This is a genomic window from Hymenobacter sp. UYCo722 (assembly GCF_040547115.1).
Classification (GTDB): Bacteria; Bacteroidota; Bacteroidia; order Cytophagales; family Hymenobacteraceae; genus Hymenobacter.
In genome coordinates this window covers 1,301,301-1,315,064 of sequence record NZ_JBEPPC010000001.1, presented here as the reverse complement: position 1 = coordinate 1,315,064, position 13,764 = coordinate 1,301,301, and the positions used below count along the sequence as shown (strand labels likewise).

Genomic DNA, 13,764 nt, shown 5'->3' with positions numbered 1-13,764 from the left:
CCGGCCCCTCTCCTGGGGACAGGGACCGGGGGGAGGTCACCGGAGCCGCGCCACTAAAACATCAACTTTCCAACCCTACTATCATGCGCTTCAACTTCTTCTCCCAAAATACCGCCGATGCAGTAAACCACGAAGGTGCAGCGGCCTTCACGCTCACGCCCCAGGTGGAGCTGTACGCCGCCGTGGCCACCGCCGCGCTCAGCGACCAGTTCTATGAAACGGCCGATACGCGCTTACAGCGTCTGCGTGAATTAGTGGCTAAAAATGAACCACGGTTCGTGGCGCAACTGGCGGTGTACGCTCGGGAAAGCCTGAATTTGCGCTCGGTGCCGCTGGTGCTGTGCGTAGAATTGGCCCGCCTGCATCGCGGCGACAGCCTCGTGAGCCGCCTGGTGGCCCGCGTGGTGCAGCGCCCCGACGAAATCACGGAGCTGCTGGCCTTTTACGCCCAGGCCAATGGCCGGGGCGGCAATAAAATCCTCAACCGTCTGTCCAAGCAGCTGCAAAAAGGCCTGGCCCTCAGCTTCAACCGGTTCGATGGCTACCAGCTGGCCAAGTATGACCGCGCCGGGGCCATGCGCCTGCGCGATGCCCTCTTCCTGGTGCACCCCAATGCCAAGGATGAGGCCCAGCAAGCGCTATTCAACCAGCTGGTACGCGGCGAGTTGCCCACGCCCTACACCTGGGAAACCGAGCTGTCGGCGGTCGGGCAGGGTACGTACGCTACCGATGCGGACCGGCAAACGGCCGTTCGCAGCACCTGGGAAACGCTGATTGCCAGCGGCAAGCTCGGCTACATGGCCCTGTTGCGCAACCTGCGCAACATCCTCGAAGCCAACGTATCGGCCGCAACGATGGAGCGGGTGTGCGACACCCTGGCCGACCGGTTCGCGGTGGCGCGCAGCAGGCAGCTGCCGTTTCGCTTCCTGGCCGCCTACCGCGAGGTAAAAGCCCTGCCCGGCGGCCACGTGGCCGGCGTGTTGGCGGCCCTGGAAACGGCCATCGCGCACAGCGCCGTGAACCTGCGCGGTTTCGGAGCCTATACCCGCGTGGTAGTGGCCTGCGACGTGTCGAGCTCCATGCAAAAGGCCATTTCGCCGCGCAGCAAAGTGCTGCTCTACGACGTGAGCCTGGTGCTGGGCATGCTGCTCCAAAGCCGTTGCCAGAACGTCATCACCGGCATGTTCGGCGATGTGTGGAAGCGCATCAGCCTGGCCCGTGGGCCGGTGCTGCGCAACGTGGAGGAGTTCTACCGCCGCGAAGGCGAGGTAGGCTACTCCACCAACGGCTACCTGGTCATCAAAAACTTGCGCGAACGGCGCGAGGTGGTGGATAAAGTAATGCTGTTCACCGACGTGCAGCTGTGGAACAGCACCGGCGACGGCGGCACCCTGGCCCAGGAATGGGCCGCGTACCGCCGCGCCGTGGCTCCCCAGGCTCGCCTCTACCTCTTCGACCTGGCCGGGCACGGCGCCGTGCCGCTGGAGGTGCGCCCCGAAACGGGCGTAGCCCTCATCGCCGGCTGGTCAGATAAGGTGTTCGACGTGCTGAGTGCGCTGGATAACGGCAGCTCGGCACTGAGCGAAATCGAGAAAATAGACTTGTAAATATTTAGCCGCCCGGCCGGGCAATGAAGCGGAACCCCCGGCCGGCATTTATTTGATATGAGGAAGACGGCTGCCCACCTGGGGCAGTCGCCGACCGGGACGCTGCCCCCGCCACGGGGGCGCGTTCCACCTCGGCCAGCTCCTTCTGGTTCGGGTGCCGTAGGCGGGCGTTACTTCGCTGGTGAAAGGGGGCTTCTTCGGAGGCTTCGCTTAGGGTTCGACTCCCCTTCCGCAGCCCCGGCTGCGGTTGATACGCCCGCCGCCTGTTGCCCCGAATTTTCGGAGAAAGCCGAATTTGAACAAAATGCCGGATGCCGTAGGTGCGCGCTACTCCGACCCTATCACGTCGGGCCTTCGGGCTCGTTGCGCGGGCCGCTTGTTGCTCCGGTTTTTTGCTAATAAAACGGGCTGGTGCCGTAGCACCGTCCTACTTCGTTCGGGACGATGGGATGCCGGTTCGAATCCGGCCCGCTGGCTCCGGCCGGCAGTGGCGTAAACTGGTAACGCACATTTGTGGGCGATGCGCTTGTTGCCCGGCCCGTTTTATTTTTTTCATTCACCAACGATGGCGGGCCAATCAAGCGCCTCCACTTCGTGCAACGACCATCATCATGGCCAATCTATTACGCGGCAACGACCTTCGGGCCCTCGGGTTTCCGGAAGGCCGCGCCATCGGACTCGCGCTGGCCCAATTGCAGCGCAAGCACCTCAAAAAAATCTCCCAGACCGACCAGCTGGCTTTGCTGGGTCAACTTATTGCCAACCCCCACGACTACCTCACCCACCTCGACTGGAGCCATACGGCCGCCGCGCTGCTGCCTCCGCCCAACCGCCACATTGCCCTGGTCGAGCGCAAGGAGTACGCCGTGTTCGGGGCCGAGCACATCGAGCAAGGGGCCATTCATCAAATGGAAATTGCGATGAAGCTGCCCGTGACCGTGGCCGGCGCGCTCATGCCCGACGCCCACCACGGCTACGGCCTGCCCATCGGCGGCGTGCTGGCGACGGACAACGCGGTGATTCCCTACGCCGTGGGCGTGGACATTGGCTGCCGGATGGCCTTGTCGGTGTTCGATTTGCCACCCAAATACCTCACGCAGCGCACCCAGGAGCTGCGCAGCCTGCTGCTCGAAAACACCCGTTTCGGCAGCGGCCGGGGCTTCGAACGGGGCCAGCGCCTGGACCATGCCGTGCTTGACCGGGCTGAATTTCGGGAAATTCCCTTTTTGAAAAACAAGCTCGATAAGGCGGCCGAGCAGGTGGGTACTTCCGGCTCCGGCAACCACTTTGTGGAGTTCGGAATTGTCGAAATCACCGACGTGGAAAATGAGCTGGGCGTGCCCGTGGGCCAGTATGTGGGCGTGCTGTCGCACTCCGGCTCGCGGGGCCTGGGCGCGGGCATTGCCGAGCGCTACACCAAGCTGGCCAAGGACGTGTGCCAGCTGCCCGGCGAAGCCCAGCACCTGGCCTGGCTCGGCCTCGACACCGAAGCAGGCCAGGAATACTGGGCCGCCATGACCCTGGCCGGCGACTACGCCTCGGCCTGCCACGAGCAGATTCACCGCCGCCTGGCCAAAGCCCTCGGCGAAAAGCCCCTGGCAAAAGTGGAAAACCACCACAACTTCGCCTGGAAAGAGCGGCTGGCCGACGGTCGGGAGGTCATCACCCACCGCAAGGGGGCCACGCCGGCCGGGGCAGGCGTGCTCGGCATCATCCCCGGCTCGATGACGGCCCCCGGCTTTATCGTGCGCGGGCGGAACGGGGCCGGGTCGCTGGCCTCGGCCTCGCACGGGGCGGGCCGGTTGATGTCGCGCACCCGCGCCAAGGCCGAGCTGGGCGAAGCGCAGGTGCGCAAGTACCTCGCCGACCACGGCATCGAGCTCATCGGCGGCGGACTCGACGAAGCCCCGATGGCCTACAAGGACATCCGCGCCGTAATGGCCAGCCAGCGTGAGCTGGTGGACGTGCTGGGCTCGTTCACGCCCAAAATTGTGCGCATGGACGGGGCGTAAAAAGTGCCTTCCATCCTAAATCCAACCACGCCGCGCGTGTCGTACATGCGAGCGTGTCTCCACAGGGGACAGTTGTTTTCATAGCTCGGAAAGCCCCCCGCCTTTGGCGAGGGGTTTTTTTATGGCTGCGTGGCAGCCATATACATATACATAAAAAAAGCCCCCACTTACTCAGTGAGGGCTTTTTAGCGTCGGACCAAAGCACCTAGCTTCGACTCGAATGATGGGCGTTATTCCACTACAAGGCGCTTGGCCACCAGGCCCACGGCCGTGCGGGCCTGCACCGAGTACACGCCGGCGGCCAGCCCGCCCAGGGGCAGTTCCAGCGTTTCGGCGGTGCCAGCGGCTAGGGTGCGAGTGAGCACCGTGCGGCCCAGGTTATCGATTACCGAAACGGCCGTGGCTGCCGTGCCGCGCAGGGCCATTGGCAACAGCAGCGTGGCGGTGCCGTGGGCCGGGTTGGGGTACACGCTGGCCAGCTGGGCCAGGGCTGCCGGGGCCGTGGCCAGCACCCGGGGCTGGGTGCTGAAGAGCACGGCGTAGCGGCCGCCGGCCGGAGCGTTGGCCGTCAGACTCAGGCTGAGGGTGGCGGTGGTGGCCAGGTCGGTGTAGGTGCCGGTGAGAGCATCGCGCAGGTAGGCGTGGTAGCCGGTGGGCAGGTTAGCCAGGTTATCCACGGCCAGGGTGTAGGTGCCGGTTGTGGTAGCGGCCAGCCGCAGGGGCAGCAGCACATCAGCCCCGGTTAGCAGGGGTTGGCCGTTGATGGACAGCGGCTCGGCAGGTGCGTTTTCGGTGGCGAGTACCAAACCACTGGGCGAAGCCAGGCTGCGGGCATCGAAAGCCCGGTCGAAGCTGGAAGTAGCACCGGTTTCGAAGTACATCACGGTCTGGGTGCGGCTCGTGCCATTGCCCAGCGCCAGCGCGAGCTGGGTGCGCGAGTCGGTGGTGCCGCGCTGGAAGGGCGTGTTGTCGGGCGTGGTCAGGCGGTCGGCGTTGGCGAAGGCAATGCTGCCGGTGGTCTGGCCGGCCTGCACCCGCACAAAGAAGCCTTGGCCCAGCGGCAGCACGTTGGTACCGGAGTTAGTGCTTTGGCCGTTCACGTAGCTGGTGTAGTTGCCCGCATACTGGCCGGTGCTCTTAAACACGTACAGCGCATTTTCGATGTTCACGGCCCGGCCGGCCCCAATCACCTTGGCCCAGTCGAGGGGCGAAGGGTAGGGGTTGCCGCGCAGCTGCCAGCCACTCTGCGTCTGGCTGCCGCGGGTGAGCGTGGGCGTAGCCAGGGAGCCGTTGTTGAGGTTGCCCACGAAGTCCACGGTCTCCGTACCCGGGATGTTCACGGTGTAGCCCCGGGTCACCTCGAGGGCGTCGCCCAGCGTATTGGGCGAGAAGTAGCCTTTGTCGAAATCAATCGGGCTGGCGTTTCCGCTGGTGTTCACCCGGGTTTCGTCGTAGCCAAACACGGTGGGGAAAGGGGTAACCGAGCTGCCCAGCGTGTTATAGGCCGGGTTCACCACGGGCGTGTAAGTAGCGGTGCTCAGGTCGCCCACCGTCGAGTTGGCCACCGGCGACGAGTAGTGGCGGTAGCCGCGCCCGCCGTTGATGCTGGGGTCGATGTAGCGCTGCACGGTGGCCGTGCCCACTACCGCACCGCCGCCCGAGTTATCAACCAGGGCCGTGCCGGCCGCCGATGAGAGTAGCGTCAGCGTCCGGCCGCCGGTGTTCAGGCTGCCGCTTTGCAGGCGCACCACGCCGGCCACGGCTACTGCCTGGCTCAGCGTCACGTTGGCCGGATTCAGTACGCCCAGGTTCAGCACCTGTGCGGGCAGGCCAGGGCCGGTTATCTGGGCCACGGTGCCGTTGTAGAGGTAGCTGGCCTGCGGGCTGAAGTTACGGGTGCCCGTTACCTGCACGGCTCCCGTTGCGCCGGTGGTGGCGATGCCCGCCGGGTCGCAGATAGCAATGGCTCCGCCGGCCTGCAAGTCGAAATTACCGCCGCCGTTTATCGTCTGGCAGTTCTGAATGAGCGAGCCACCTGTTTGCACGGCTAGGGTGCCGCTCACCGTCAGGGTGCCGCTCAGGGTGGCGACGCCGTTGGGGCCTACGATGGTCACATTCCGGTAGCTGCCCTGCACGGCCTGCGCGTTGCTCACCACCAAATCCTGCGAAGTGCCCTGGCCACTGAAATTGATGACGTAGGGGCTGTTGGTCTGGCTGTTGTTGGCAATGCTCACCGAGCCGGTATTGGCTCCTGTGGCGGTCGGCGAGAACGTAACGTTGAACGTGGCCGTGCCGCCCGGGGCCACGCTGGTGGGTACCGCGCCGCTCAGGGTATAGGGTCCGCTGAAGGTAAATGCCCCCAACGTTAGCGCATCGGTCGAGCTGCCGTTGCTGATGGTGAACGTAACCGGGGCCGAGGTGCTGCCCTGCTGCGTGCTGGCAAACCCGCTGAACGTGCCGCCATTGGCGATGCCGGTGCCGCCCTGGCTCACCGCAATTTGCGGATTTAGGATGGCGGCCTGGCCGTTGCCGGTCAGGTTAACGGTGTAGGTTGCGCCGTTGCTGGCGTTAGAGTTAATCACCAACGTGCCAGCACGGGTGCCGGTGGCAGTAGGCGTAAAGGTCACATTCACCGTGGCCGTGCCGCCAGCGGGCACCGTGGTGGGAGGCGTGCCATTCACGGCGAAGTCCGCGGTAGCCGTGATGCTGCTAATAGCAAGCGCACTGTTACCACTGTTGGTCAGCGTGAAGGCGACGGCCGGGCTGGTGGTGTTCACCGTTTGATTGCCGAAGCTGTAGGCTGTACCACCACTGGGGTAGCTCGTGCCAGCCTGCGTTACAGCCAGCGTAGGAGCGGGTGCAGCCGAACCATTGCCGGTCAGGTTCACGGTATAAGTCGCACCGTTGCTGGCGTTGGAATTAATCACCAACGTGCCGGGGCGCGTGCCGGTGGCGGTGGGCGTGAAGGTCACATTCACCGTGGCCGTGCCGCCGGCGGGCACCGTGGTAGGGGACGTGCCGCTTACGGCATAATCCCCGGTAGTCGTGATGCTGCTAATAGCAAGCGCACTATTGCCGCTGTTGGTGAGCGTAAAGGCGACGGCTGGGCTAGTGGTGTTCACCGTCTGGTTGCCGAAGCTGTAGGCCGCGCCCCCGCTGGGGTAGCTCGTACCGCCCTGGCTCACGGCCAGCGTGGCGGCGGCGGCGGCCTGGCCGTTGCCGGTTAGGTTCACGGTGTAGGTTGCGCCGTTGCTAGCGTTAGAGTTAACCACCAACGTGCCAGCACGGGTGCCGGTGGCAGTGGGGGTGAAGGTCACATTCACCGTGGCCGTGCCACCGGCGGGCACCGTGGTGGGGGGCGTGCCATTCACGGCGAAGTCGCCAGTGGTCGTGATAGTGCTGATGATAAGCGGGTCAGTTCCGCTGTTGGTCAGCGTGAAGGCGACGGCTGGGCTGGTGGTGTTCACCGTTTGGTTGCCAAAGTTGTAAGCCGTGCCGCCGCTGGGATAGCTCGTGCCGCCCTGGCTCACGGCCAGTGTGGCGGCAGCGGCGCTCGTGGTAAACATCACGGAAGCCGGGCCGGTGGTACCGCTTGGGCAGGTGGTTGTGATGTTTACCGTGTAAGTGGTATTGGGCGTAAGGCCGGAAAAACTAACCGAAGTAGCCGAGCCTGACAGCGTTTGTGGGGGCGTCGTTGGCGAAGTCGTCACCGTGTAGCTCGTGGCCGAGCCGTTACCCGTGAACGAAACCGTGGCCGAATTGCTGGTTACGTTGCTCGCCGCCAAGTTGGTGGGGGCTGCGCAGGTTGGGGTTACCGTGAACGTGGCTGGGGCCGTTGGTACGCCCGGGAAAGGCGGGTTAGTTACCGTCACATTGTAAGTGCCCACGGTGGCTAAATCGGCGGTAGTCAGCGTGGCCCTCAGTTGCGTAGCCGACACGTAAGTCGTCGCTCGGTCCGAGCCGTTGAACTGAACAGTAGTCCCGTTCACGAATCCAGTGCCAATAACGGTCAGCGTCAGGCCCGGGGTACCCACCTCGGCCGAGGGGGGCGACAGGCTGGTGATAGCAGGCGTGGGGGCCACTGCAATGGAAAGCAGGTTGAACGGCGTGGCCGAGTTAGCCGGTACCATATTCCGCTTGTTGCTGCCATAGCCCACCGGGGTGGTGTTGCCGGGGTCGGATGGGCTTAATGTATTGACCGGTAGCGATAAGTCGTACAGATTGCTGTTGGAAAGTCCATTAACATCAGGAGCAGTAAGCTCCAGCAGATAGCCTTTATTGTAAGTTCCTGCCCAAAAAATATCAACGTTAATCCGAGCGGTCGCATCAATGCCGAAAAAAGGACCAGTCGGCCCTGACCCCAGACGAATACTGCCCTGGGTGTTGAGCGTGCCGTCATTAGGCGGCGACTGCGATGACAAGACGCCGGAAGGAGCACTGGCATCATCCAGGTTTTCAACGTCGTAAAGAATAGTACTGGTGGTACCCGCGTAGGGGTTGGTATACGCTGCCCCACTGATGCGAGGATTGCGGGGCGCGTTGGGGTCGCCAGCGGCATAGGCCAGCGTCCCATCGGTGGCAACCGGTAAGGCCGTAATGGGGCTCACGCGGTAGTTGGCATCGTTCGAGCTAACTACTCGCACAAGGTCGGCCACCGGATTAAAGTTGAAGCCAATGCGTTCCGTGGCATCGCCAAGCGCGAGGGTAATCGGAGCTACGCTAACGGCAATCACGACGCCGCTTTTGGGGTCGAGCGTGTAGAGCTGGGCGTTATTGGTTGTCAGCGCCGGGTCGTAGCCCAGCGCGTAGAGCTGGCCGGTAAGCGGCCGGAAGTCGATACCCACCAGCTTTTGATTTCCCACGAGCCCGCTAATCAGGGACAGCGTGGAATTGGGGCTACCCGTTGCGGGATTGAACGAGGCAATACCCTGCGAGCCGGCCGGCGCTCCCGCCGGATAAATCGGGGAGGTGAAGGGTAAAATGGTGCGCGTGAGCGTTCCAATCCCGTAGATAGAGGTTTGGGCCTGGGCGCTGAGGCTGGTTAAGAATAGCATCAGCAAAGCCACAAAGCCACTCATCAGCCGGAATGGAGACAAGCTCGCCCGAGGGCGGAAATGTAGGGTTGATAACATAGGAGCGAAGGGTTTTTAAGTGGAACAAGGGCATCAATAGCGTGGAGGGCAATGGCAGCATCAGCCGCCGTCGGCGGCTAGTACGTGAAATACTGCTTTTGAGGGTGGCGCTACTTCATAAAAAATGATTCAGCTCAGCACCCGAACCACGTCACCAACCCGTATAATTCCCCCCTGCGCAATGTGCGCCGTGAGGCCGCCGTGCCCGCGCATGGCGTTGTAGCCGCCCGGCCCAAGTTCTTCCTCCATGCGCGAGCAGGGGTGGCACTCGCCGGTGATGTCGAGAATGATGTCGTCGCCGATGCGAATCTGCCGGTTTTTCAGGGCCAGCAGGTTCAGGCCGCTCACCACCAGGTTGCGGCGCAGGCGGGCAGGGTCCAGCGGTGCATCCAATCCCAGGTAGCCCGCCACGGCCGCCAGATGCTCGTACTGAATGAGCGTGACCTGCCGCTTACCCCCAGCCTTGGGCCGGGCGTGGTCGCCGAGCAGGTGCGAGTCGGTTTTCAACTCGGCCTCGGGCACCGACACCAGCGACTCGCGGCGCACCGGTCGCTGGCCAATCCACTCCAGGCGGCCGGTTTGGGGAAGGGTAGCCAGCAAGCGTGCCACCGTCGATTTATCGTCGCCAAAAAAGGGAAAGGGCATTTTAGTAATGGTTGATGATTAATGGTGAATGGCTAAAGACTGAGCTTAATTTATGGGACAAGCGGCGGTTGTTGATGCCGGGAAGCTGGTTCTAAGGCTGTCCGTCGGCAACCACTGACCGCTAATCATTAACCATTGAAAATCACAGCTCATCGGCCGTGCCGAAGCCTTCGCGGATTTCAGTATGCCGAATCTGGCCGCCGAGGTTGCCGGCCCGGGCCAGCAGGCCGAAGCTGAGCAGCGTGACCCCCAGTGCCAGCAAGGCCACCAGACGGGCTTTAGGTGAAGCATTTTTAAGCAGCAGCAGGCCAAACAGCGCCAGCGACGCCGCCCCCTCCAGCACCCAAAATCCCAGCTCGGCCGCTTCCTGGTGGTTGTGGATGAGGGCGCGGCTCACGCGGGGCAGGTTCTGCGCGATGGCTGCCGCGCCCTCGCCCGTGAGCTGGGCTGGCAGGCATAGCAGGCCGGCCGCCAACACGGCTACCAGGCCGGCCTGGGTGAGGTCAGGACTGCGTTTGAAAACACCGGCCGCCAGTAGCGCGGCGGCGAACAAGCTGCCCATGATGGGCAAATGATTGACAATGAGGTGCAGGTGGGCTTGGTTCATGCCGGAAAACTGGGTGGGAGCCGGAGCCACCAGCTTGTGCTGCAAAGCTACCCCGGCCTGGGCCCGGGCTGCACGCGCACGCAACTATTGAGAAGGACTCCGGCTCTGTTTTTTTAATGAACTGCCAACCGGCCACAATCGTTGTCATTGTACCTCCGAAAACGGCCCGGCCCGCACCGGGGTACAATGAAACCGGCCCGGCCACCGTTGCGAGGCGGTGCCCTGGAACAGGGGCGCTGCTTCTGGCCCGGCTACCGGCTAAAAACCGCTGTGCCACGCTTTTGGCACCGAGCTTGTTTTGTTACTGAATTAGTAGTTATTCCTCTTATTGTTTTTCTGCTATGGCTTTCCTCCCCCAAGTAGTATCACGTTTGGTGGCCCCGCTGCTGCTTGCGCTGCCGCTGGCCCTCACGGCTCCCGTGCGGGCCCAGACTGCCCCGGCTCCTACCGACGTCATCCGCGAAATCACCGATGCCGTGGGCCTCAAAGCCCGTTTCGAGCTGCGTGCCACCCGCGAAGTCGACAACGCCGCCGCCGTAGTATACAATGGCAAGCGCTACCTGCTCTACAACCCCGCTTTCCTGAATTCCGTGAACCGTGCCGGCCACACCGACTGGGCCGGCATCAGCATCCTGGCCCACGAAATGGGCCACCACCTCAACGGCCACACCCTGCGCGCCGGTGGCTCGCAGCCCGCCGATGAGCTGGAGGCCGACGAATTCTCGGGCTTTGTGCTGCGCAAGCTGGGGGCCAGCCTGGCCCAGGCCCAGGCCGCCATGGCCACCGTGCCCGATGCCGAGGACTCGCCCACGCACCCTGGCCGCACGCCGCGCCTGGCCGCCATTGGCCAGGGCTGGCAGCGGGCCAGTGCGCAGCTGGTGGCCAGTGCTCGTTCGGCTTCGCCCTCGGCCGCGCCCGCCGTGGTGGCGGCGGTGCCCGTCCGCCGGGCCGCTCCGGTCTACGACTCGGAAGACGTAGCCGACTTGCCCGGCGATGGTACCGGCCGCGAGATGGTGGCCGTGGGCCAGAACAGCGGCGATGCCGTGCGGCTGGTGGGCCAGCTCACTTTCCGCAACGACCCCAGCCAGCGCTACTATCTTACCAACGCCCTGAAGGTGGTGCGCGTGGATGAGGACGACAACGCCGAAATCGTGGGTCGCGTAACGCGCACCGATAGCCAGTCTTTCCCCTTCGTGCTCACCGATGGCCAGCAGCACCGCCTGTTCATCACCGCCCGCGGCGACGTGTACGACAAAGCCGGCCAGCGCGTAGCCAAGCTGCACGAGACGCTGTAAATCCGATAAGTAATGAGTAATTATCAATGAGCAATGAAGAATGAGCAATTGCTGGCAACTTTGCTCATTCTTCACTGCTCATTGATAATTGCCCATTGCCCATGTCCCAGCTCCCTTTTCTGCTGATTGATGCGTTTACTACCGAGCCCTTGCGCGGCAACCCCTGCGCCGTCGTGCTCGACGCCGATGACCTCGACCCGGAACTGCGCCAGCGCCTGGCCCGCGAGTTCAACCAATCGGAAACCGCTTTTGTGAACCGCGCCGCGCCCGGCAGCACCGAGTTCACGGTGCGCTTCTTCACGCCGGCTGAGGAAATTCCACTCGCCGGGCACCCTACCATTGCCACCGTCACGGCGCTGCTGCACGCGGCCCGGGTGGCGCTGCCTGCTTCCGGCGAGGTCCTCACGCTGCAGCTGCAGCTACTGCATGGCCCCATCCGGGTCGATGTGCTGCCGGGTGCCGCCGGTGAGCCGGCCCTGGTGTGGATGACGCAGCGCCGCCCCGTATTTGGGGCCACGCACGCGCCGGAAACGGTACTGCCGCTTTTTGGCCTCACCCCCGATGACCTGCTGCCCGGCGCGCCCATCCAGACGGTGAGCACCGGTACCCCGCAACTGATGATACTGCTGCGCGACCACGCCGCCCTACGCCGCGCCCATGTAGCCGATGCTGCCGGCCTGGGCCGCTACCGCGCCGAAAGCGACTTTTTCAGTCCGCACCTGTTTTGCCTGGGCGGGGCTACCGCCGCGGGCGACACGTTTGCCCGCCACTTTGGTACTCCGCCCGACGTATCGGAAGACCCCGTCACGGGCTCGGCTACGGGCGGTATGGCGGCCTACCTCTGGCACCACGGCTACCTCAGCTCGCCCGAATTTATTGCCGAGCAGGGCCACGACATGGGCCGCGCCGGCGCGGTGCAGGTGCGCGTGCACGGCGAGCGCGAAGCCATTGAATCGGTGCAGATTGGCGGCACCGGCGTGGTAGTGCTGGAAGGCGGGCTGCGGAACGATTTGTAGGAAAGGAGCGCAACCGGGATTGGTTTGATGCGGTTATCAGAAAGAAGTACGTCATGCCGAGCGCAGCCGAGGCATCTCGCGGGAAGTATTGAGTAGTCGTGCAGAATTAACCGTATTAACGCTTAAACGTCATGCTTCGACAAGCGGACGCCAGATAAGCATGACCGCCTTATTTGCTCCGATTACTTTTGCATGACTACTTATAGTCTACCGCGAGGAAAGAATTACTGCCACACGCGAGATGCTTCGGCCACGCTCAGCATGACGTTCTGTTGTAATTAAAATCAACATTTAACACCTAACCCTCCACACTTCCCTCCGTGCCCGAATTACCCGAAGTCGAAACCTACCGCCGCTTTATCGATGAATTGGCCGTGGGCCAGACCATCACTGCCGTGCAGGTGAACGATGCTCATGTGCTGGCCACGCCCGAAGCCCAGCTCCGCGCTGGCCTCGTGGGCTGCACCGTCACCGGCACCTCGCGCCTGGGCAAAAATTGCTTCGTGGAACTCGATAACGGCCAGGTGCTCGTTCTCCACTTCGGCATGACCGGTGATATTGGGGCCTACCGCGACGAGCCCGACGCCCCGCGCTTCACCCGCGTGGCCCTGCACCTGGCCGATTCCGGCCTGCGCCTCGCCTTCATCGACCCACGCAAGTTTGGCCGTATTCGCCTGGCCGAGAGCGCCGCCGCCCACCAGGCCGCCAAGAAAATCGGGCCCGATGCCCTCGCCATCACCGCCGCCGAATTGCAGGCTAAGCTCAGCCGCCGCAAAACGCTGCTCAAGCCGCTGTTGCTCGACCAGGGCATTCTGGCCGGCCTCGGCAACTGGATTGTGGATGAGGTGCTGTTTCAGGCCAGAATCCACCCCGAGCGGCTGGGAAATTCGCTCACTGAGAAGGAATTTAGAGCCCTGCACGCCGCCATTCAGCTGGTGCTCACTACGGCCATCGGCCACGAAGCCAATTACCGGCATTTCCCCAAGTCTTTCCTCATCCATGCCCGCGAGTGGGACGACTCGGCCACGCCCGGCTCCGATGCGCACACCTTCTGTCCGCGCCATGCTAAGGTGAAAATCGAGAAATACTACGTGGGCGGCCGGGCTACTTACGTCTGCCCCAAGTGCCAGCCCGCGCCGGCTACTCCATCCTGAAATTTGAGATGGACAACATGCCGGCGCAAGCGCCAAACCCGATGATGAGTACGAGTAGCATACTCAGAAAATAAGGTGCGGCGTTGCCATCGCTCGTTCGGCTAAACAAGCTGCCTAAACCCAATAGTAGGTTGACAGCCACCTGACCCAGATAAACAATTCCGAAAATGAAAGCGGAGCCCCCGGCGGTGGGTTTGGCGGCAAGCCCCAATACCAAGGCGGCCACCAGCACCGCTATCAGGTTATTGCGGATGATGTGCTGCGCGGGCTTGTCCATGGTTAAGCGAATAACTGGA

The 13,764-nt window shown here is 63.2% G+C and carries 9 protein-coding genes; 5 read left to right on the top strand and 4 right to left on the bottom strand.

The genetic code is table 11. The features are described from left to right. Positions 1-83: 83 nt before the first annotated feature. On the top strand, positions 84-1,607 hold the full coding sequence (locus ABIB44_RS05740) for a TROVE domain-containing protein (protein WP_354583658.1): 1,524 nt from the start codon (positions 84-86) through the stop codon (positions 1,605-1,607). A 611-nt stretch (positions 1,608-2,218) separates the two neighbouring features. Next, positions 2,219-3,619 (top strand): RtcB family protein, encoded by a 1,401-nt coding sequence (locus ABIB44_RS05735; RefSeq protein ID WP_354583657.1) that lies wholly within the window; start codon positions 2,219-2,221, stop codon positions 3,617-3,619. Positions 3,620-3,849: 230 nt separating this feature from the next. On the opposite strand, the gene ABIB44_RS05730 is transcribed toward ABIB44_RS05735, so the two are convergent. From ABIB44_RS05730 to ABIB44_RS05720, 3 genes are all read right to left on the bottom strand, one after another. Continuing rightward, positions 3,850-8,673 carry a choice-of-anchor D domain-containing protein gene (locus ABIB44_RS05730; protein ID WP_354583656.1) on the bottom strand — a complete coding sequence of 1,608 codons (4,824 nt, stop codon included), beginning with the start codon at positions 8,671-8,673 and terminating at the stop codon, positions 3,850-3,852. Positions 8,674-8,880: 207 nt separating this feature from the next. Then, a complete protein-coding gene (locus ABIB44_RS05725; RefSeq protein ID WP_354583655.1) occupies positions 8,881-9,396 on the bottom strand; it encodes an MOSC domain-containing protein in 516 nt (171 codons plus the stop codon). 142 nt (positions 9,397-9,538) lie between these two features. After that, positions 9,539-10,087, bottom strand: coding sequence for a hypothetical protein (locus ABIB44_RS05720; RefSeq protein ID WP_354583654.1), 549 nt, complete (start codon positions 10,085-10,087; stop codon positions 9,539-9,541). A gap of 257 nt (positions 10,088-10,344) precedes the next feature. On the opposite strand from ABIB44_RS05720, the gene ABIB44_RS05715 reads away from it, so the two are divergent. The 3 genes from ABIB44_RS05715 (at position 10,345) to mutM (ending at position 13,468) form a co-directional block, all read left to right on the top strand. Next, complete coding sequence (locus ABIB44_RS05715) at positions 10,345-11,298, top strand: M48 family metalloprotease (protein ID WP_354583653.1); 954 nt, start codon at positions 10,345-10,347, stop codon at positions 11,296-11,298. A 101-nt stretch (positions 11,299-11,399) separates the two neighbouring features. Next, positions 11,400-12,314 (top strand): PhzF family phenazine biosynthesis protein, encoded by a 915-nt coding sequence (locus ABIB44_RS05710; protein ID WP_354583652.1) that lies wholly within the window; start codon positions 11,400-11,402, stop codon positions 12,312-12,314. A 320-nt stretch (positions 12,315-12,634) separates the two neighbouring features. Then, complete coding sequence (mutM, locus tag ABIB44_RS05705; RefSeq protein WP_354583651.1) at positions 12,635-13,468, top strand: DNA-formamidopyrimidine glycosylase; 834 nt, start codon at positions 12,635-12,637, stop codon at positions 13,466-13,468. Here mutM and ABIB44_RS05700 read toward each other — a convergent pair. Then, entirely contained in the window at positions 13,455-13,745 is a 291-nt protein-coding gene (locus ABIB44_RS05700; RefSeq protein WP_354583650.1) for a hypothetical protein, read from the bottom strand. The genes mutM and ABIB44_RS05700 overlap by 14 nt on opposite strands. Between the last annotated feature and the right edge of the window lie 19 nt (positions 13,746-13,764).

Excerpts from the sequence above, each read along its gene's own strand:
- ABIB44_RS05740 (WP_354583658.1), top strand. The coding sequence starts at position 84 with ATGCGCTTCAACTTCTTCTCCCAAAATACCGCCGATGCAGTAAACCAC.
- ABIB44_RS05735 (WP_354583657.1), top strand. The coding sequence starts at position 2,219 with ATGGCCAATCTATTACGCGGCAACGACCTTCGGGCCCTCGGGTTTCCG.
- ABIB44_RS05730 (WP_354583656.1), bottom strand. The coding sequence starts at position 8,673 with ATGCTATTCTTAACCAGCCTCAGCGCCCAGGCCCAAACCTCTATCTAC.
- ABIB44_RS05725 (WP_354583655.1), bottom strand. The coding sequence starts at position 9,396 with ATGCCCTTTCCCTTTTTTGGCGACGATAAATCGACGGTGGCACGCTTG.
- ABIB44_RS05715 (WP_354583653.1), top strand. The coding sequence starts at position 10,345 with ATGGCTTTCCTCCCCCAAGTAGTATCACGTTTGGTGGCCCCGCTGCTG.
- ABIB44_RS05710 (WP_354583652.1), top strand. The coding sequence starts at position 11,400 with ATGTCCCAGCTCCCTTTTCTGCTGATTGATGCGTTTACTACCGAGCCC.
- ABIB44_RS05700 (WP_354583650.1), bottom strand. The coding sequence starts at position 13,745 with ATGGACAAGCCCGCGCAGCACATCATCCGCAATAACCTGATAGCGGTG.